This window comes from Microbacterium sp. LWH11-1.2 (assembly GCF_038397745.1).
Taxonomy (GTDB): Bacteria; Actinomycetota; Actinomycetes; order Actinomycetales; family Microbacteriaceae; genus Microbacterium.
On the sequence record NZ_CP151636.1, the window covers coordinates 3705488 to 3724468 of the forward strand.

Genomic DNA, 18981 nt, shown 5'->3' on the forward strand with positions numbered 1-18981 from the left:
GTTGCGAGGAGGCGGAAAAGCTTGTCGAACACAGCCCGCGAGGCGGTGACGACGAATCGTCACCGCCTCACAGGTGAGTGCCGTCCGGCTTACTCGCCGTCCTTCGTGACCTGGTAGAGGATCGGCCAGGTGTCCCAGCCGAACTCGACGTTGTCGACCGACTCGCCCCAGGCGCCCATGGCGTTGGTGTACCAGAGCGGGATGGCGGGCAGGTCCTTGAACAGGATCTCCTGCGCCTCCTGGAACTTCGTGATGCCCTCTTCGACGTCGGCAGCGGATGCGCCCTCATCGAGGAGTGCGTCGAACTCGGGGTTCGAGTAGTCGCCGTCGTTCGAACCGGCACCGGTGCCGAAGAGCGGGCCGAGGCCATTGAACATCGACGGGTAGTCGAACTGCCATCCGGTGCGGAAGGCGGTGGTCGACTGACGCTCGGTGATCAGCGTGCGGTGCTCGGCGAAGGTCGGGATCGGGTTGCCGGAGGCCTCGATGCCGAGGTTGTTCTTCAGCTGGTTGGCGATGGCGTCGACCCAGCCCTGGTTGGGGCCGTCCGCGTTGTACTGGATCTGGAACGATCCGGTCCACGGTGCGATGGCGTCGGCCTCGGCCCACAGCTCCTTCGCCTTCTCGGGGTCGAACTCGAGCACCTCGGAACCGGGGATGTCCTCGGAGTAGCCGTCGATCACCGGAGAGGTGAAGTCCTTCATCGGGGTGCGGGTGCCGCTGAAGACCACATCGGTGATCTCCTCACGGTTGATCGCGTGCGAGATCGCCGCACGTCGCAGCTGACCCTCTTCACCGCTGAAGTGCTCGAGGCGCTCCGGGATCGTGATGGTCGCGTTGGCCGCTGCCGGCTGGTTCACCGTGCGACCCTCGAAGTCGCTCTCGAACGTCTGCAGGGCGCTGTCCGGGATCTCCTGGAGGATGTCGAGGTTGCCGCCCTGGAGGTCGGCGTAGGCGGCATCGGTGCTGGCGTAGAGGATCATGTCCACGCCGCCGTTCACCGCCTCACGGGGACCGGTGTAGTCCTCGTTCTTGATGAGGTCGATGCTCTCGTTGTGCTTCCACGCGCCCTCTTCGGCGAAGACGTACGGGCCGTTGCCGATCGGGTTCTCGCCGAAGGCCTCGAGGTCGTCCCATGCCGCTGCGGGGAGCGGGAAGAACGCCGTGTAGCCGAGGCGCAGCGGGAAGTCGGACTCGGGCTGCTTCAGCTTCACCGTGAAGGTGAGGTCGTCGACGACCTTGAGGCCGGAGAGCTCCGGGACGTTCTCGTCGTAGGAGAAGCCCTCGATGGACTCGAAGAAGTAGCTCGAGAGCTGCTTGTTGTCGAGCGCCGAACCGTAGTTCCAGGCCTTGACGAACGACTCGGCGTCGACCGGGTCGCCGTTCGCGAAGGTCTGGTCGGCCTTGATCTTGATCGTGTAGGTCTGCGCGTCGTCGGTCTCGATGGACTCGGCGAGGTCGTTGTGCACGGCGCCCTCGGCGTCGTAGTACACGAGACCGGCGAAGATGCTCTGCAGCACGAGGCCGCCGCCGACCTCGTTGGTGTTCGTGGGGATCAGCGGGTTCTGCGGCTCGGTGTTGTTGACCGAGATGATCGCCGTGGCGTCACCGGACGACTCCTCGGCGGGCTCGTTGCCCCCGCCGCTCGCGCAGCCCGCGAGAGTCAGGGCCCCGATCAGGAAAAATGCGCTGCCCGCGAGGGCGATCTTGTTGCGCTTCACTTTGTGTCCTCCTGGACTGTTACTCAGACTGCGCGCTCACCGTTGAACACGTAGGGATAGTCGAGCGTAACCCGGGGTCGGGCTCGCGAACGCACTCAGCTAACGAACTGTTACTGAGTGGTGACCATCCGTAACATCCGCGAAACACCCGGAAAGACGCGACGGAGCCGCGCTCCCCGGCGAGGAGCGCGACTCCGTTCAGATGGGTCGATCCGGTGTCAGGCGAAGGCCTCCACGGGCGGGCAGGCGCAGACGAGGTTGCGGTCGCCGTAGGCCTGATCGATGCGGCGCACCGGCGGCCAGTACTTGCCGGCGACGAGCGCGTGCACGGGGTACGCGGCATCCTCCCGGGTGTAGGCGTGCGTCCACTCCCCCGCGATCAGCGAGACAGCGGTGTGCGGCGCGTGCACCAGGGGGTTGTCGTCGGCGGGCCAGCGCCCTGCCGCCACGGCATCCGCTTCCGCCTTGATCATGATCATCGCCTCGATGAAGCGGTCGATCTCGCCGAGGTCCTCCGACTCCGTCGGTTCGACCATGAGTGTCCCCGCCACGGGGAACGACATGGTCGGGGCGTGGAAGCCGTAGTCGATCAGGCGCTTGGCGACGTCGTCGACCGTGATGCCCGTGGCCTCCTTGAGCGGGCGGAGGTCGAGGATGCACTCGTGCGCCACTCGGCCGTTCTCGCCCGTGTAGAGCACGGGATAGTGCTCGCCCAGGCGGGCGGCGATGTAGTTCGCCGACAGCACGGCGGCCGCGGTCGCGCGCCGCAGGCCGTCTGCCCCCATCATGCGCACGTACGCCCAGGAGATCGGCAGGATGCCCGCCGACCCGTACGGCGCGGCCGAGACGGCTCCGCCCTCGAACGTGAAACCGCCGAAGTGCTCGCTGCGCTGCGCGAGCGGATGCGACGGGAGGAACGGCGCGAGGTGCGCCTTCGCCGCCACGGGTCCGACACCGGGTCCGCCGCCGCCGTGCGGGATCGCGAACGTCTTGTGCAGGTTGAGGTGCGAGACGTCGCCGCCGAGATCGCCGAAGCGCGCGTACCCGAGCAGAGCGTTGAGGTTGGCGCCGTCGACGTACACCTGGCCGCCCGCGTCGTGCACCGCGGTCGTGATCTCCACGACGTCGTGCTCGTACACGCCGTGCGTGGACGGGTAGGTGATCATGAGCGCCGACAGGGTGTCGGCGTGCGCGGCGATCTTGGCGCGGAGGTCGTCGAGATCGACGTTCCCGAGCTCGTCGCAGGCCACCACGACGACCTTCATGCCCGCGAGCACGGCGGATGCCGCGTTCGTGCCGTGCGCCGACGACGGGATCAGGCAGACGGTGCGCTGCGCGTCGCCGTTGGCGAGGTGGTAGCCGCGGATCGCCAGGAGCCCCGCCAGCTCGCCCTGCGAGCCGGCGTTCGGCTGCAGTGAGACGGCGTCGTACCCGGTGACCTCGGCGAGCCAGCCCTCGAGCTGCTCGATGAGATCGAGATAGCCCTGCACGTCGGATGGCGGCGCGAACGGGTGGATGCCGGCGAACTCGGGCCATGTGATGGCGGCCATCTCGGTCGCGGCGTTGAGCTTCATCGTGCAGGACCCGAGCGGGATCATGCCGCGGTCGAGCGCGTAGTCGCGGTCGGCGAGGCTCTTCAGGTAGCGCATCATGGCGGTCTCGCTGCGGTGCGCATGGAAGACCGGGTGGGTCAGGTACTCGTCCTGCCGGATGAGCGCGCCGGGAAGAGCGTGGTCGCCGTCGCCGAATCCGAAGACCCGCTCCTTCGTGCCGCCGAAGACGTGCGCGACCTGGTGCAGCTCCGCGGTCGTCGTGGTCTCGTCGACCGCGATGCTGAGCGTGTCGGCATCGACGACGTGGAGGAGGAGACCCGCACCGTCGTGCGCCTGGTTCGCGAGTTCGTCCGCACGGCCGGGGACACGCACGGAGACTGTGTCGAAGAAGGCGTCGTGCACGACCTCGGCTCCGGCCTCGACGAGCCAGTCGCGCAGCAGCGCGGCCTTCGTCGCGACCTCCGACGCGATGGCTTCGAGGCCGTCGGGCCCGTGGTACACCGCGTACATGGAGGCCATGACGGCGAGCAGCACCTGTGCGGTGCAGATGTTCGATGTCGCCTTCTCGCGACGGATGTGCTGCTCGCGGGTCTGCAGCGAGAGGCGGTAGGCGGGCTTGCCGTCAGCGTCCACCGAGACGCCGACGAGGCGCCCTGGCAGCTGACGCTCGAGGCCTGCGCGCACGGCCATGTACCCGGCGTGCGGACCGCCGAAGCCCATCGGCACACCGAAGCGCTGCGTCGTGCCGACAGCCACATCCGCGCCCAGCGAACCGGGCGACGCGATCAGGGTGAGGGCGAGGAGATCGGCGGCAGCGACCGCGAGACCGCCGGCGAGGTGTGCGGCGTCGATGACGGCCGAGGGGTCCCAGACCCGACCGGATGCTCCCGGATACTGCACGAAGACGCCGAACAGCTCCGCCGGGAGCTCCTCGCCCGCGGCGAAGTCCACGGAGACGAGCTCGATGCCGACGGCATCCGCACGGGTGGCGAGCAGCGCCTTCGTCTGCGGGAAGGCATCGGCGTCGACCGCGAAGACGTTCGACGCCGACTTCGAGGCACGCCGGGCGAGCAGCATGCCCTCCACGACCGCGGTCGACTCGTCGAGCATCGACGCGTTGGCGGTCGAGAGCCCGGTGAGCTCGGCGACCATCGTCTGGAAGTTGATGAGCGCTTCCAGACGGCCCTGCGAGATCTCGGGCTGGTACGGCGTGTAGGCCGTGTACCAGGACGGGTTCTCCAGTACACCCCGCTGGATGACCTGCGGAGTGATCGTGCCGTAGTAGCCGAGGCCGATCATCGGCCGGTTCACCGCGTTGCGCGACGCGAGGGCGCGCAACTCGGCGAGCGCTTCGGTCTCGCTCGCCGCTGCCGGGATGGTCGAGTCGAGCGAGCCCGTCGGTCCGGTGAAGATCGAGGACGGGACCGCCTGGCGCATCAGCGCCTCGACGGCATCTCCCTCCTGGGTCCCTGAGCTTGCCCCCTGGGTCCCTGAGCTTGCCCCCTGGGTCCCTGAGCTTGTCGAAGGGTGGATGCCGAGCGCGTCCAGCATGGTCCGCTGGGCGGCGTCGGTGGGTCCGATGTGACGATCGGCGAAGGAGACCACGGGTGGATCAGCCCTCCGTCAGTGCGACGTACGCGTCGCGGTCGAGCAGGCCGTCAGTGGCGCCGTCGGCCACGGCGACCTTGATCAGCCAGCCGCCCTCGAAGGGCTCGGCGTTGACGAGCGACGGGTCGTCGACGACGGCGTCGTTGATCTCGACGACCGTGCCGGCGACCGGGGCGTAGAGCTCTCCGACCGACTTCGTCGACTCGATCTCGCCGACGACCGCACCTGCGGTGAGCTCGGTGCCGACGGCGGGGAGCTCGACGAAGACGACGTCACCGAGCTTCTCGGCGGCGTAGTCGGTGATGCCGATGCTCACGGTCTGGGTTCCCGAGCCCGTCGAAGGACCGGTCGCGATCCACTCGTGCTCTTCGGTGTACTTCAGTGCGCTGAGGTCGGTCATTTGGTCCTCCGGTAGAAAGGCAGGGCGGTCACGGTCGCGGGGATCTTCGTCCCCCGCACATCAAGGAATACTGCTGTTCCCTCTTCCGCGGAAGAAGGATCGACGTAGGCCATCGCGATCGGGTGGCCGAGGGTCGGGCTGAGGGCGCCGCTGGTGATCTCGCCGAGCACCGTGCCATCGGCATCCACCACGGCGTAGCCGGCGCGCCCGGCGCGCTTGCCCTCGGCGGCGAGTCCGACGAGGACGGGAGCTTCCGGGGCCGCGTCGACGGCGTCCTTCCCGATGAAGCTCTCCTTGTCCGCCACCACCACTCGACCGAGGCCGGCCTGCGCCGGTCGGGTCTCGAGGGAGAGCTCGTGCCCGTAGAGCGGCATCCCGGCCTCGAGGCGGAGCGTGTCGCGAGCGGCGAGGCCTGCGGGAACGAGGCCGTGCGGCTCTCCGGCGGCGAGCAGGGCGTCCCACAGCGCGGGTGCGAGTGTGCTGGGGACGAGCAGCTCGAAGCCGTCCTCGCCGGTGTATCCGGTCCGGGCGAGGAGCAGGGGCTCACCGTGGAAGCGGGCGTCGGCCCAGGCGTAGTACCTCTGCTCGGCCCAGGGCGTACCGACCTCGGTGATGCCCTCGGTCGCCGCGACGATGGCCTCGGCCGCGGGGCCCTGGACGGCGAGGAGGGCGAAGGAGTCCGAGACGTCCTCGACGTCGACCCCTCGGTCGCCGAGGAACCCGGCGAAGCTGCGCTCCTCCCCTTCCGCCCGGGGAGGCCCCTCGCGTTCGATGAGGGACGGGAACGACCGCACGCGCGAGGCGAAGGCCGCGTCGACGTAGCCGCGGTTGCCGGCGTTCGCGATCACCAGATAGCGATCGTCGGCGAGCCGGTAGACGATCACGTCGTCGACGATCCCTCCGGACTCCGACAGGATCAGCGAGTACTTCGCCTTGCCCACGGCCATCGAGGACAGGCGACCCGCGAGCGCGTAGTCGAGGAACTCCGCGGCGCTCTCACCCGTGACGAGGAACTCCGCCATGTGCGAGATGTCGAAGAGACCGGCCGACCGGCGGACGGCGTGGTGCTCCGCGAGGTCGGAGGTGTAGCGCACCGGCATCTGCCAGCCGCCGAAGTCGGTGAACGACGCCCCGAGCGCCTCATGGCGCTCGCGGAGCGGGGTGTAGCGGGGGTCGGACATGGAGTTCTCCCGTGCGGATTCGGGCGGAACGACGACGTCGACGTTCCTCGGAACTCCCCCTCTGTCATGGGCCTGAGAGCTTCGCCCGCGCGGGGGCTTTCACCGTCGGCGGATCTCGAGCTTCGCTCGAGATCGCTTTTCAGAGTGGCCGGAACCGCGCGGTACGCGTTACCTGAGAGATTGGCGGGGAGGCTTGCTCCTTCGGTGCCCGGCTGCATTCGCCGGGGCTCTCCCGCGGGGGTCATTCGGCCTGTCTTCAGTTGTGGGGTTCAGTCTAGCCGGAGCCCTTCAGGATCGGATGCCGAGTTCGGCGCGGACCTCGTCACGGAGGCGTCCGAGGTTCTCGGGCTCGGGGGCCGCGCCGAGGAGCGTCTTGGTGTAGTCGTGCTGGGGGTGGAGGATGACCTCGTCGGCGGGTCCGCGTTCGACGACGTCACCCTTGTAGAGGACCATGATCTCGTCGGAGAAGTGCCGGGCGGTCGCGAGATCGTGCGTGATGTACAGCACCCCGAGGTTCTCCTCACGCTGCAGCTCGGCGAGGAGGTTCAGCACGCCGAGGCGGATCGACACGTCGAGCATCGACACCGGCTCGTCGGCGACGATGAACCGCGCCCCGGGCGCGAGCGCCCGGGCGATCGCGACACGCTGCCGCTGCCCACCCGAAAGCTCGTGCGGACGACGCTCCGCGAAGCTCTCCCCCGGTGTCAGCCGCACCCGCTCCAGCAGCTCGACGGCCCGCTCCCGCACCTGAGCACTGCTCAACTCGGGGTGATGCAGCCGGATCGGTCGCTCCAGGTGATGCACGATCGTGTGGAACGGGTTCAACGACGCGAACGGGTCCTGGAACACCATCTGCACATCCGACCGGTATCGCTCCAACGTGCGCCCGTGCGTCCCCGATGGCACCCCGTCGAGGAGGATGTCCCCGCTCGTGGGGGTCTCCAGCTTCATCAGCATCCGCGCGATCGTCGACTTGCCCGACCCGGACTCCCCCACCAGCGCGACCGTCCGCCCCGGCTCGAGCGTGAACGACACATCCTTCACCGCATGCAGGGTCGTCGTCTTGAACCCGGAACGCAGGTGGAAGTCCTTGGTCAGGTTCCGCGCCTCCAGCGTGCCCGTGCCGCGCGCGGCATCCGTCTTCGTGCTCATCGGGTCCCCTCCTGGCTCACGCCCGTGCGGACGAAGTCGCCCCGCTCGCCCTTCAGCGACGGGAAACTCGACAACAGCTTCTTCGTGTACTCGTGCTGCGGGGTCCGGTAGATCTCCTCCGCCGTCCCCTGCTCCACGATCTGTCCCTGCAGCATCACCGCGATCCGGTCGCTGATCTCGATCAGCATCGGCAGGTCGTGCGTGATGAAGATGACCGCGAACCCGAGTCGTTCACGCAGCCGCATGATCTCGCGGATGATGCCCCGCTGCACGACCACGTCGAGTGCGGTGGTCGGCTCGTCCATGATCATCACCTGCGGGTCCAGCGCGAGGGCCATCGCGATCATCATGCGCTGGCGCATGCCGCCGGAGAGCTCGTGCGGGAAGCTCGTCAGACGCGACGGGTCCACCCCGACCAGGGTCAGCAGCTCCTCGGCGCGCGCGGTCTTGTCCTTCTTCGACATCCCGGGGCGGTGCGTGTCGAAGATGTCGAAGATCTGCGCCTTCACATCGATCACCGGGTTGAGCGAGTTCATCGCCCCCTGGAACACCATCGAGATCTTGTCCCACCGGAACGCCCGCAGACCGTCGCCGTCGAGGCCCACGATGTCGATGTCGTGCCCATCGCGGTCGTGGAACACGATCTCGCCGCTCGTCATCAGCGCCGGCGGCTTGAGCAGACGATTCATCCCGTAGGCGAGCGTCGTCTTCCCGCAGCCGGACTCCCCCGCGAGTCCCAGGATCTCGCCGCGGTTCAAGGTGAGCGAGACATTGCGCACGGCCTTGACGGGCGGATCGACCTCGTACTCGATCGACACGTTCTTCGCTGTCAGCACGGCGTCGCTCATGCGGTGACCCCCTTGGTCTTGGCGGCCTTGCGCACGCGGCGGGCGGCATCCGGCGCGTTGCGGAGCTTCGGGTTGATGACCTCGTCGATCGCGAAGTTGATGAGGACGAGGCCTGCGCCGATGACGGCGATCATCAGTCCCGGCGGCACGAACCACCACCACGCCCCTCGTCCGAGAGCCTGACCGGACTGCGCATCATTGAGGATCGTCCCCCAGGTGATCGAGTCCGTGGGTCCGAGTCCCAGATACGAGAGTCCCGCCTCCCCGAGGATCGCGAAGATGAGGGCGAACAGGAACTGCGCGGTGAGAAGCGGGAGGAGGTTCGGCATGATCTCGACGAGGATCACACGCAGCGACCTCTCTCCGGCGACCTTCGAGGCGTAGACGTAGTCGCGGGTGCGCAGCGAGCGTGTCTGCAGACGCAGCACGTAGGCCGCGCCCGCCCAGGAGGTGATGCCGAGGAAGATCGCCACCAGCTGCCAGGTGCGCTGGGGGACGAAGGACGCGATCACCATGACCAGCGGCAATGCGGGGATCACGAGCATCACGTTGGTGATGAGCGCGAGTCCATCCTCGCGCCATCCGCCCAGGTAGCCGGCGAGAACGCCGAAGAGGAGCGACAGCACGATGGCGATGACGCTGGCGATCAGTCCGACGAGCAGCGAGCCCTGAGCGCCGATCGCGAGCTGGGCGAACATGTCGTTGCCGAGCTTCGTGGTGCCGAGCCAGTGCTCCGCCGACGGCGCCTGAAGAGCGGGATTCGCGGTGCTGCGCGGGTTCTGAGTGAAGATCGGCGCGATGATCGCGAACAGGACGGTCGCGAGCACCAGGATCGAGCCGACGATGAACTTCGGCGACGTGCTGGGAAGGATGCGACGGCGCTTGCGGTCCTGCTGCGTCGCCATCGCGATCGTGCTGGCGGGTGCCGTCGTGGGCGTCTCCTCGACGGAGAGGAGGCCGGCGGTGTTCTGCGGATCAGACATTCTGGCGAGCCCTCGGGTCGATGAAGCCATAGACGAGGTCCATGAAGAAGTTGGCCGCGAGCACCGTGATGGTGATCACGAGGAACAGCCCCTGCATCAGCGCGTAGTCGTTGTTGGTGACCGCCTGGAACATCAGCTTGCCGATGCCGGGGTAGGTGAACACCTGCTCCATCACGATGGAGCCCGAGACGACGAAGCCGAGGGTGATCGAGAAGCCGGCGATCGACGGGATCGCCGCATTCCGCGCGGCGTACGTGGTGAGGATGCGCCGCGGGCGAAGGCCCTTGGCCTCGGCGGTGAGGACGTAGTCCTCGGCGAGGGTCGCGACCATCATGTTGCGCATGCCGAACATCCAGCCGCCCACCGAGGAGATGACGATGGTGATCGCCGGAAGGAGAGCATGCGAGAAGGCATCGGAGAAGAACGCCCAGGTCGGCTCCGGCCCGTCGGGGAAGTCGAAGACGTCGTACCCGCCGAAGAGCGGGAACCAGCCGAGCCCCACGGAGAACACCGCGACCAGGATCAGCGCCAACCAGAAGTACGGGATCGACTGCAGCACGGTCGTGGCCGGGATCAGATGATCGACCCAGGTCCCGCGCTTCCACCCCGCCCAGGCGCCGAGCGCGATGCCGAGGATGAAGGAGATGACGGTCGCGGTACCCACCAGGACGAGGGTCCACGGGATCGCGCCCGCGATGAGCTCGGTCACCGGGGTCGGGTACTTCGTGACCGAGATGCCGAGGTCGCCGCGGAACATGCGCGCCCAGTAGGAGAGGTACTGCTCCCATAGCGCGGAGTCGTCGCCGCCCAGCAGTAGCTTGATGTTCCTGATGGTGGTCTCGGAGATCTCGCCGCCGGCCCGCTGCATCTTGGCGATCATGATGTCGGCGGGGTTCCCCGGCATGAGCCGGGGAAGCAGGAAGTTGAGAGAGATCGCGGCCCAGAGCGTGAACGCGTAGAACCCGATTCTTCGTGCATAGAACTTCATGTCACTGCTTCCTGCTTCCCCGTCCCTTCGTCCTACTTAGCCGGCTGGAGCTGCGTCAGGACGTAGCCTGCCGCGATCGCACCCCAGGACGGCGGGAAGGCGTACATCTCCTCCTCCGTCGGCCAACCCGTGAAGTCCTTCGTGTTGTAGAAGGTCTGGGTGGCGTTGATGACGAGCGGGATGTAGGGCAGGTCGCGGACGATCTCCGTCTGGATCGTGCCGTACAGCGCCTTCTTCTCGGCCTCGTCGTTCGTGCTGATCGCCGACTGGATCGCGGCGTCGACGACGGGGTTGTCGTAGCGGCTGAAGTTCCAGCGTCCCGCGGGGACCTCGGTGCCGACGGGGCTGGTCGACTGGACCGCGGTGCCACCGACCCAGTCGCGGTAGATCTGGAACGGGTCGGCCACCGAGGTGCCGATCATGCCGCCGACGATGAGCTGGTACTCGCCGCCCTGACGGGAGTCCGAGAACTCCTGCCACTGCACGGTCGACGCCGTGATCTTGATGCCCGCGGCCGCGGCCTGCTCGGCGATCAGCTTGGCTGCGTCGTTGTAGTCGGTCCAGCCGTCGACCGAGGTCAGAGTGAGCTCGAGCGGCACGCCGTCCTTCGCGTAGAAGTCGCCGTCCTTGACGTAGCCGGCGGCCTCGAGGATCTTGGCTGCCTCGGCGGCGTCCGCCTCCTGCGGGCTGACCTCGTTGGCGGCATCCGCGACCCACTTCTCGTCGCGCGGGAGCAGCGCGTAGGTCGGAGAGATGTCGCCGGTGAGACCGACGAACGCCTTGTCCTTGATCGCCGCGCGATCGATCGCGACGTTGAGCGCCTGGCGCACGGCGACATCCGTCTGCGGACCGGTGCAGCCGAGGTCGGCGTTCGAGCAGGTGTAGAGCACGGTCGGGTCCTGCGGGGTGTTGACCCAGCTGATCTTGCCGTTGGCCGTGACATCGTCCGGGTTCGGGATGAACATGCCCGTCCAGTCGAGCTCGCCGGCCGCGAGCAGATCCTGTGCGGTCTGGTTGTTGTCGACCGCGATGTACTGGACCTTCTTCACACCCAGCTTGTCGGCGTCGCGGAAGTTCTCGTTCGCGACGAGCGTGTACGACTCGCTGGTGGTCTTGTCGACGACGTAGGCGCCGGATCCGACCGGCTCCTCGTTCGCGAAGTTCGCGAAGTCGGCGACGTCGGCCCAGATGTGCTCGGGCAGGATGTACGTCGAGCCGAGGCGCTGGAACTCGGTGGTGTACTGCGCGGCCGCGTAGGTGAGCACCACGGTGGTGTCGTCGGTGGCCTCAGCGGACACGAGTCCGTTGCCCTCGGGATTGTTCGCCTCGTAGTTGAAGGAGAACGCGACGTCCGCAGCCGTGAGGGGCTCGCCGTCGCTCCACTTGAGGTCGGGCTTGATGGTGATGGTGATCACCGTGCCGTCCTCGTTGTACTCGTACGAGTCGCCGATCAGGCCCACGGGCTCGGAGTCGGACGTCTTGTTGAAGAAGAACAGCGGCTCGTAGATGGGGCCGAGCGCGCCATGGAGCACGGTCGGTGCGAACGGGTTGTAGTTCGCGGTGATCGGGGTCTGGCTACCGGCCCACACCCGAAGGGCCCGGTCGCCATCGGCGTTGCCGCCATCGCCGCTGCCGCCGGTGCCACAGGCGGTGAGGCCCAGGGCCAGGACGGATGCCCCTGCGACGGCGGTGAGCGCGATCTTGCGCTTTCCGTTACGGATCATTCTTCTGTTTCCTCTCGGTGCTGCACTGCAGGAGGGATTTCTCCGGATGGAGCAGAACCCCGTCTGGGGTTCGTGGAAACCCGGGAGGAGCTGTTGGGCCGACCTCACAGGGTTTGTTAGGACAGTAACCTAACAAACCCTGCCGCGGCGGACAAGCCTCCACCCGGTCGGGAGATAACGTTTCGGACTCGACGGGAACTCTCGTCATCTGCACTCACTAAGTGTCAGAAGGACACTAAGATCGATCTCGGAGGTTAAGGTACCCATGACTCAAACCCGCGGCATCCGGGTCGCCGGCTCGACGGTGATCCTCACGCTGCGCCGTGCGGAGAACGGCGCAGCGGTCCTGTCGCTGCCGCTGGTGCTGCGCACGCGCGAACCTTTCGCGCACCAGTGGGCACTGCCGGGCGGCTGGCTCACCGCCGACGAATCGCCCGTCGACGCCGCGGCCCGTACGCTCGCCGAGACCACAGGCCTCGCGCCCAGCTATCTCGAGCAGCTCTACGCCTTCGGCGCCGTCGACCGCTCCCCCACCCGCGTCGTGTCGATCGTGTACTGGGCGCTGCTCCGCCAGGACGATGTGGTGGCGCAGAGCGCGGCTCACATCGCCTCCGGACGCGCCCCGGAGAACGTGCAGTGGTTCGACGTCGACGCCCTGCCTCCGCTCGCGTTCGACCACGCGAAGATCATCGAGTACGCGCTCTGGCGCCTGCGCAACAAGGTCGGCTACAGCCGCGTCGCGCACGGGTTCCTCCCTGCCGAGTTCACGCTCGCCGATCTGCGAGAGGCCTACGAGGCGATCCTCGGCAGGCAGCTCGACCCCGCCAACTTCCGTCGCCAGGTGGAGGCGACGGGCAACCTGCTCCCCACCGAGCGCTTCCGCACCGGGAGCCACCGACCTGCACGTCTGTACCGCTACAACACCGATGTCGAGCTGGCCGACCGCGGCCCGCTCGGTTCCGAAGAAACGAGCACCCGATGAGCATCACCTTCGTCCCCACGCCCGCGGTTCCGGCACTCGATCCCTCGGTCGATCACGCGATCCAGGCGATCGTCGAGGGAGCGTCGACCGACGCCACCTGCGCGACCGACCTCGCCGCCGGCCCGTGGGACTTCGACGCCCGGCCCGGCTACGGCCCCGGCTCCTCGATGGGCGACGTCATCCCGACCGGCGCCCCGCGTCAGGGCGAGCTCCCCGCGGCCTACCGCGAGGCCGACGAGGACGCGCTCCACGCGCGCATCGAAGCCGCGAAGGCGACCCTCGGCGATCGCGTCGTCATCCTCGGCCACTTCTACCAGCGCGAGGAGGTGGTTCGGCACGCGGATTACGTGGGCGACTCGTTCCAGCTCGCGACGGCAGCCAAGGGCAGGACGGATGCCGAGGCGATCGTGTTCTGCGGCGTCCACTTCATGGCCGAGACCGCCGATCTGCTCTCGCAGCCCGAACAGGCCGTGATCCTGCCGAACCTGGCGGCGGGATGCTCGATGGCCGACATGGCCGACATCGATCAGGTCGAGGAGTGCTGGGAGCAGCTGGCCGACGTCCTCGGCGACCTGGACACCGCCGACGCCGACGGCCGGGTGCCCGTGATCCCCGTCACGTACATGAACTCCTCCGCAGCGATCAAGGGATTCGTGGGGCGCCACGGCGGCATCGTCTGCACGTCGTCGAACGCCGAGACGGTGCTCGAGTGGGCGTTCGAGCGCGGTCAGCGCGTCCTGTTCTTCCCCGACCAGCACCTCGGCCGCAACACGGCGAAGGCGATGGGCGTGCCTCTCGAGCAGATGCCGATGTGGAATCCGCGTCGGCCGCTGGGCGGCTCCTCTGCAGCCGAGCTCATCGGCTCCCGCGTCATCCTGTGGCACGGCTTCTGCTCCGTGCACCGTCGCTTCACCGTGGCGCAGATCGATCAGGCACGCGCGGAGCACCCCGGCGTGCGGGTGATCGTGCACCCGGAGTGCCCGATGGAGGTCGTCGACGCCGCCGACGAGGCCGGATCCACCGATTACATCCGCCGCGCGATCGATGGCGCCACGGAACCGACCACCTTCGCGATCGGGACCGAGATCAACCTCGTCCGCCGCCTCGCGGCCCAGTACCCTCAGCACGAGATCTTCTGCCTCGACCCGGTGGTGTGCCCGTGCTCCACGATGTACCGCATCCACCCCGGATACCTGGCCTGGGTGCTCGAGGAGCTCGTGGCCGGACGCACGCCCAACCGCATCACCGTGTCGGCCGACGTCGCGGATCCCGCGCGGGTGGCCCTGGAGCGGATGCTGGCGGCGAAGCCGCCCGTGACGGTCGGCGCGCGATGAACGTCCTGGTGGTCGGCTCCGGCATCGCCGGGCTCACCGCGGCTCTCCACGCACGGGAAGCCGGGCATGCGGTCACGATCGTCACGAAGGGCGCGCTCGGCGACGGCAGCACCGGCTATGCGCAGGGCGGCGTGGCCGGGGTCTACGGCACCGGCGACTCGGCGGAGCAGCACGCGGCCGACACGCTGGCCGCCGGCGCGGGCCTCTCGGAGGAGGCGGCAGTCGAAGCCCTCGTCGCAGACGGCGCCGACCGGATCGCCGAACTGATCACCCGCGGCGTCGGGTTCGACCGCGATGCGGACGGCGTGCTGCTGCTCGGCCGCGAAGCCGCGCACAGCCACGCCCGCATCGTGCACGCGGGCGGAGACGCCACGGGGGCGGCGATCTCCCGCGCACTCGTCGCCGCGGTGCGTCGCGCGACGATCGACGTGATCGAGCACGCGTTCGTGTCCGACCTCGTCGTGAGCGACCGTGCCGTCTGCGGCATCCGACTGCTCGTCGCCGATCCCTCGGGGAAGGTGACCGATTCCACGCTCACGGCCGACGCCGTGATCCTCGCCACCGGCGGAGCGGGGCATCTCTACGCGCACACGACGAACCCGGTCGGGACCACGGGTGACGGCATCGCCGCCGCCCTGCGTGCCGGTGCCGCGGTCGACGACCTCGAGTTCGTCCAGTTCCACCCGACGATCCTCGCCACCGGCCCCGCCTTCCTGATCTCCGAGGCCGTGCGCGGAGAAGGAGCGACGCTGATCGACGACGGCGGTCGCCGGTTCGTGTTCGACACCCACCCCGACGGCGAGCTGGCACCGCGCGACGTGGTCTCCCGGGCGATCGCCCGTCGGGCCGCGGCGCAGGGCGGCCCGGTGCGCCTGGATGCCACGATGCTCGGCGCCACGACCCTCGCGACGCGCTTCCCGACCATCGACAGGGTGACGCGAGAGCGCGGCTTCGACTGGTCGACCGAGCCCATCCCCGTGACGCCGGCCGCCCACTACCTGATGGGCGGCGTGGTCACCGATCTCGAGGGTCGGAGCACGCTCCCCGGGCTCTTCGCCGTCGGCGAGGTCGCGCGCACCGGTGTGCACGGGGCCAACCGCCTGGCGTCCAACTCCCTGCTCGAAGGTGCCGTCTTCGGCGCGCGGGCGGCGGCGGCGCTCGGTGATCCCTGGCCCGTATCCACCTCCCTCGGGTCGCAGGAATCGACCGATCCGGCGCCCTCATCCGTGGAGTATCGCGACGGAAGCGAGGTCCGGGACTTCTCCCGCGCAGCTCTGCAGCAGCTGATGTGGGACGAGGTCGGACTCCTGCGCACCGGCGAGGGCCTTCGGAACGCCCTCGACGCCGTGCGCGCGTGGCGCCTCGGTGCGCCCGCGCCCCGCACGGTCGGGGAGCACGAGGACGCGAACCTGCTGCTGCTGGCCGAGGCGACGGCATCCGCCGCTCTCGCCCGCGCCGGCTCGGTGGGCGCCCACTACCGGCTCACGGATGCCGAGACCCGCAGCGCCGCACCGATCCTGGAGACCGTCTGATGCTCACACCCGCCACCCTCACGCGCGTCGTCGGCGCGGCCCTCGAAGAGGACGCCCCCTGGGGCGATCTGACGAGCACGACCCTGCTCCCCGCGGAGGCGACGGCCACGGCCGACCTCGTCGCACGCGAAGCCGGCGTGTTCAGCGGCGGCGAGGTCTTCGCGACGGCCTTCGCCCTCACCGACCCCGCGCTGACGGTCGACCTGCACGTGGGCGACGGCGACGAGTTCGCCGCCGGCGACGTGCTCGCCTCGGTGTCCGGTTCGGCGCGCAGCATCCTCACCGCCGAGCGGGTGGCACTGAACTTCACGCAGCGGATGAGCGGCATCGCGACGCTCACCGCCGCCTACGTGCGCGCGATCGAGGGCACCGGCGCGCGCATCGCCGACACCCGCAAGACCACGCCGGGGCTCCGCGCCTTCGAGCGGCATGCGGTCGCATCGGGTGGAGCGCGCAATCACCGCTACTCGCTGTCGGATGCCGTGATGGCCAAGGACAACCACCTCGCGGTGCTGAAGCGCTCGGGCGCCGACCTCGCGACCTCGCTCCGCGATGCGCTGTCCCGACTGCCGCACACGACGCACGTCGTCGTCGAGGTCGATCGCCTGGATCAGATCCCTGCGGTCCTCGACGGCGGCGCGCACACAGTGCTGCTCGACAACTTCTCGCTCGACGACCTGCGCGCGGGCGTCGCGCTGATCGGCGACAGGGCGACGGTCGAGGCCTCCGGGGGCGTGAACCTCGACACCGTGCACGACATCGCCGCAACCGGTGTCGACGTCATCTCGGTCGGTGCGCTGACCCACTCGGCCAGAGCCCTCGACCTCGGCCTGGACCTGCGGATCGACTGAGCACCATGCTCTACCTCGACCACGCCGCCACGTCTCCGGTCCGGCCGGAGGTGCTCGCTGCGATGCATCCGTACCTCACGGCGGTGTTCGGGAACCCCTCCAGTCACCACACGGCAGGCGAGGCCGCGGCGAGCGCGCTCGACGACGCCAGAGGCCGGGTGGCGAGCGTGCTCGGCATGCGCCGCGGCGACGTGGTGTTCACCGCGGGAGGCACCGAGGCGAACAACCTGGCCCTCAAGGGCATCATGCTCGCGGCACTCGACGCCGGGCGGAGGCACCTCGTGGTGTCCCCCATCGAGCACGAGTCGATCCTCGAATCCGCCGACTACCTGAGCCGCTTCCACTCCGTCGCGGTCACGAGACTCCGTGTCGACGCCGCGGGACGCATCGAGCCGTCCGCCCTCGCGGAGGCGATCCGCGAGGACACGGCGCTCGTCTCCCTCGGCCACGCCAACAACGAGATCGGCACGGTGCAGGATGTCGCGGCTCTCACAGCGGTGGCCCGCGCGGCCGGCGTCCCGCTTCATCTCGACGCGGTGCAGTCGGCCGGATGGCTGCCGCTGCGAGATCTCGGCGCGGATGCCGTGTCGATCGCCGGACACAAGCTCGGCGCCCCGAAGGGCACCGGTGCGCTGGCGGTGCGCGGTCGGATTCCGTTGGAGCCGCTGCTGCACGGCGGCGGTCAGGAGCGCGGACGCCGCTCCGGCACCGAGAACGTCGCCGGCGCCGTCGGCCTGGCGACGGCCCTCGAACTCGCCGAGGCCGAGCGGGAGGTCGCGTCCGCCCGCGTCGGCGCCGCGACGGCGCGGTTCATCGCCGGCGTGCTGCGCGCCGTTCCGCAGGCGGCGCTCACCGGGGATCCCGACCACCGACTCCCGGGCACAGCGAGCTTCACGTTCGCGGGAACCAGTGGCGAGGCGGTGCTGCTGGAGCTGGAGCGCCGAGGGGTGATCTCGTCCAGCGGGTCGGCGTGCGCGGCGGGCAGCGACGAACCGTCTCCCGTGCTCCTCGCCTGCGGCATCCCGCCCGAGGTCGCGCAGACCTCCGTGCGCTTCACGTTCGGCCGGGAGCCCCTTCCCGACGACGCGCCGGAGCGCCTGACGGCCCTCGTCACAGAGTCCGTGCGAGCGGCCTCGGTCTGAGGCGCGGCCATAGACTCGGCTGGTGACTGCATCCGCCCCGATCGTGACGATGATCGTCCCCGGACGTGACATCGCCGCCTTCGCCCCGGCCGCCCTCGCCTCCCTGCGCGCCCAGACGGAGACCCGCTGGCGCGCGATCCTCATCGACGACGGCTCGGCCGACGAGACCGGAGCGATCTTCGCCGAGGCCGCAGGCACCGACCCCCGGTTCACCGTACTCAGACACGAGGCCTCCCGCGGACTCGGCGCGGCCCGCAACGTCGGACTCGCCCTCGTCGACACCCCGTATCTCGGCTTCCTCGACGGCGACGACGAACTCGCCCCGGAAGCCCTTTCACGCCTGACCGGGACGCTCGCCGAGACCGGGAGCGACTTCGTCGCGGGCGCGTACGTGCGACTGCGCCCGCACGGCGACTCGTACAACGCCGGTCGCGTGCAGCCGTGGATCTCGGCGGCGACCGATCCTGAACGGCTCGGCACGTCTCTCGCGCAGCACCCGCGAGCGGTGTCGAACATCGTGGCCTGGTCGAAGATCAGCCGCACCGGCTTCTGGCACGATCTCCGGTTCCCCGAAGGCGTCGCGTACGAGGATCAGATCGTCGCCCAGCTGATGTACACCCGGGCCCGTTCCTTCGACGTCATCCCCGACGTCGTCGTGCGCTGGCGGGTGCGCCCCGACGGCACCTCGATCACGCAGGGGAAGTCTCAGCTCCCGGTTCTGCGCGACTACCTCGCCGCCCTCCGCGGCGGCATCCGGGTTCTGCAGGACGCCGGCGAGCGCGCGGCCGTCACCGCGCGGCTCGACCTGATCCTCGCGATGGACATGCCCTCGCTGCTCGACATCGCCGCGACCCACGACGACCCCGCCTACGCTGCCGAGGTCGCCGTGTTCATCGACGAGCTCCGCGCGCTTCCGGAGTTCGCCGATGCCTCCCCCGATGAGGCGATCGCTGCGGCGCTCTCCTGGTGATTCGACGAAGGG

The 18981-nt window shown here is 69.0% G+C and carries 15 protein-coding genes and 1 riboswitch; of the genes, 6 read left to right on the plus strand and 9 right to left on the minus strand.

Translation table 11 applies throughout. The features are described 5' to 3' along the window. Positions 1 to 89: 89 nt before the first annotated feature. From MRBLWH11_RS18135 to MRBLWH11_RS18175, 9 genes are all read right to left on the minus strand, one after another. Positions 90 to 1721 (minus strand): ABC transporter substrate-binding protein, encoded by a 1632-nt coding sequence (locus MRBLWH11_RS18135; protein WP_116636577.1) that lies wholly within the window; start codon positions 1719 to 1721, stop codon positions 90 to 92. Between the two features lie 218 nt (positions 1722 to 1939). Next, complete coding sequence (gene gcvP, locus MRBLWH11_RS18140) at positions 1940 to 4825, minus strand: aminomethyl-transferring glycine dehydrogenase (protein ID WP_341947854.1); 2886 nt, start codon at positions 4823 to 4825, stop codon at positions 1940 to 1942. 61 nt (positions 4826 to 4886) lie between these two features. Next, on the minus strand, positions 4887 to 5282 hold the full coding sequence (gene gcvH, locus MRBLWH11_RS18145) for a glycine cleavage system protein GcvH (RefSeq protein WP_341945822.1): 396 nt from the start codon (positions 5280 to 5282) through the stop codon (positions 4887 to 4889). Continuing rightward, positions 5279 to 6463 carry a glycine cleavage system aminomethyltransferase GcvT gene (locus MRBLWH11_RS18150; protein ID WP_341945823.1) on the minus strand — a complete coding sequence of 395 codons (1185 nt, stop codon included), beginning with the start codon at positions 6461 to 6463 and terminating at the stop codon, positions 5279 to 5281. The genes gcvH and MRBLWH11_RS18150 overlap by 4 nt, the downstream gene beginning before the upstream one ends. A gap of 149 nt (positions 6464 to 6612) precedes the next feature. After that, a riboswitch (glycine riboswitch) is annotated at positions 6613 to 6708 on the minus strand. Between the two features lie 43 nt (positions 6709 to 6751). After that, a complete protein-coding gene (locus tag MRBLWH11_RS18155; RefSeq protein WP_116636581.1) occupies positions 6752 to 7615 on the minus strand; it encodes an ATP-binding cassette domain-containing protein in 864 nt (287 codons plus the stop codon). Then, positions 7612 to 8463, minus strand: coding sequence for an ABC transporter ATP-binding protein (locus tag MRBLWH11_RS18160; protein WP_341945824.1), 852 nt, complete (start codon positions 8461 to 8463; stop codon positions 7612 to 7614). Before MRBLWH11_RS18160 ends, MRBLWH11_RS18155 begins: the two co-directional genes overlap by 4 nt. Then, positions 8460 to 9446: an ABC transporter permease gene (locus MRBLWH11_RS18165; RefSeq protein WP_116636583.1), complete on the minus strand. Its 987-nt coding sequence runs from the start codon at positions 9444 to 9446 to the stop codon at positions 8460 to 8462. The genes MRBLWH11_RS18160 and MRBLWH11_RS18165 overlap by 4 nt, the downstream gene beginning before the upstream one ends. Further along, positions 9439 to 10434 carry an ABC transporter permease gene (locus MRBLWH11_RS18170; RefSeq protein ID WP_341945826.1) on the minus strand — a complete coding sequence of 332 codons (996 nt, stop codon included), beginning with the start codon at positions 10432 to 10434 and terminating at the stop codon, positions 9439 to 9441. Before MRBLWH11_RS18170 ends, MRBLWH11_RS18165 begins: the two co-directional genes overlap by 8 nt. A gap of 32 nt (positions 10435 to 10466) precedes the next feature. Further along, a complete protein-coding gene (locus MRBLWH11_RS18175; protein ID WP_116636585.1) occupies positions 10467 to 12158 on the minus strand; it encodes an ABC transporter substrate-binding protein in 1692 nt (563 codons plus the stop codon). Between the two features lie 265 nt (positions 12159 to 12423). Here MRBLWH11_RS18175 and MRBLWH11_RS18180 point away from each other — a divergent pair, with 265 nt between their 5' ends. The 6 genes from MRBLWH11_RS18180 to MRBLWH11_RS18205 are packed head-to-tail and all read left to right on the plus strand — an operon-like array spanning position 12424 to position 18969. After that, positions 12424 to 13140 carry an NUDIX domain-containing protein gene (locus tag MRBLWH11_RS18180; RefSeq protein WP_341945827.1) on the plus strand — a complete coding sequence of 239 codons (717 nt, stop codon included), beginning with the start codon at positions 12424 to 12426 and terminating at the stop codon, positions 13138 to 13140. Then, positions 13137 to 14474: a quinolinate synthase NadA gene (gene nadA / locus MRBLWH11_RS18185; RefSeq protein WP_341945828.1), complete on the plus strand. Its 1338-nt coding sequence runs from the start codon at positions 13137 to 13139 to the stop codon at positions 14472 to 14474. Before MRBLWH11_RS18180 ends, nadA begins: the two co-directional genes overlap by 4 nt. Then, a complete protein-coding gene (gene nadB, locus MRBLWH11_RS18190) occupies positions 14471 to 16006 on the plus strand; it encodes an L-aspartate oxidase (RefSeq protein ID WP_341945829.1) in 1536 nt (511 codons plus the stop codon). The genes nadA and nadB overlap by 4 nt, the downstream gene beginning before the upstream one ends. Continuing rightward, a complete protein-coding gene (gene nadC / locus MRBLWH11_RS18195; protein ID WP_341945830.1) occupies positions 16006 to 16857 on the plus strand; it encodes a carboxylating nicotinate-nucleotide diphosphorylase in 852 nt (283 codons plus the stop codon). Before nadB ends, nadC begins: the two co-directional genes overlap by 1 nt. Positions 16858 to 16862: 5 nt before the next feature. Next, positions 16863 to 17999, plus strand: a complete 1137-nt coding sequence (locus MRBLWH11_RS18200) for a cysteine desulfurase family protein (protein ID WP_341945831.1) — start codon at positions 16863 to 16865, stop codon at positions 17997 to 17999. Positions 18000 to 18021: 22 nt separating this feature from the next. Then, positions 18022 to 18969 carry a glycosyltransferase family 2 protein gene (locus MRBLWH11_RS18205; RefSeq protein ID WP_243408996.1) on the plus strand — a complete coding sequence of 316 codons (948 nt, stop codon included), beginning with the start codon at positions 18022 to 18024 and terminating at the stop codon, positions 18967 to 18969. Positions 18970 to 18981 lie beyond the last annotated feature (12 nt).

Excerpts from the sequence above, each read along its gene's own strand:
- gcvP (WP_341947854.1), bottom strand. The coding sequence starts at position 4,825 with ATGCTGGACGCGCTCGGCATCCACCCTTCGACAAGCTCAGGGACCCAG.
- gcvH (WP_341945822.1), bottom strand. The coding sequence starts at position 5,282 with ATGACCGACCTCAGCGCACTGAAGTACACCGAAGAGCACGAGTGGATC.
- MRBLWH11_RS18150 (WP_341945823.1), bottom strand. The coding sequence starts at position 6,463 with ATGTCCGACCCCCGCTACACCCCGCTCCGCGAGCGCCATGAGGCGCTC.
- MRBLWH11_RS18155 (WP_116636581.1), bottom strand. The coding sequence starts at position 7,615 with ATGAGCACGAAGACGGATGCCGCGCGCGGCACGGGCACGCTGGAGGCG.
- MRBLWH11_RS18160 (WP_341945824.1), bottom strand. The coding sequence starts at position 8,463 with ATGAGCGACGCCGTGCTGACAGCGAAGAACGTGTCGATCGAGTACGAG.
- MRBLWH11_RS18165 (WP_116636583.1), bottom strand. The coding sequence starts at position 9,446 with ATGTCTGATCCGCAGAACACCGCCGGCCTCCTCTCCGTCGAGGAGACG.
- MRBLWH11_RS18170 (WP_341945826.1), bottom strand. The coding sequence starts at position 10,434 with ATGAAGTTCTATGCACGAAGAATCGGGTTCTACGCGTTCACGCTCTGG.
- MRBLWH11_RS18175 (WP_116636585.1), bottom strand. The coding sequence starts at position 12,158 with ATGATCCGTAACGGAAAGCGCAAGATCGCGCTCACCGCCGTCGCAGGG.
- MRBLWH11_RS18180 (WP_341945827.1), top strand. The coding sequence starts at position 12,424 with ATGACTCAAACCCGCGGCATCCGGGTCGCCGGCTCGACGGTGATCCTC.
- nadA (WP_341945828.1), top strand. The coding sequence starts at position 13,137 with ATGAGCATCACCTTCGTCCCCACGCCCGCGGTTCCGGCACTCGATCCC.
- nadB (WP_341945829.1), top strand. The coding sequence starts at position 14,471 with ATGAACGTCCTGGTGGTCGGCTCCGGCATCGCCGGGCTCACCGCGGCT.
- nadC (WP_341945830.1), top strand. The coding sequence starts at position 16,006 with ATGCTCACACCCGCCACCCTCACGCGCGTCGTCGGCGCGGCCCTCGAA.
- MRBLWH11_RS18200 (WP_341945831.1), top strand. The coding sequence starts at position 16,863 with ATGCTCTACCTCGACCACGCCGCCACGTCTCCGGTCCGGCCGGAGGTG.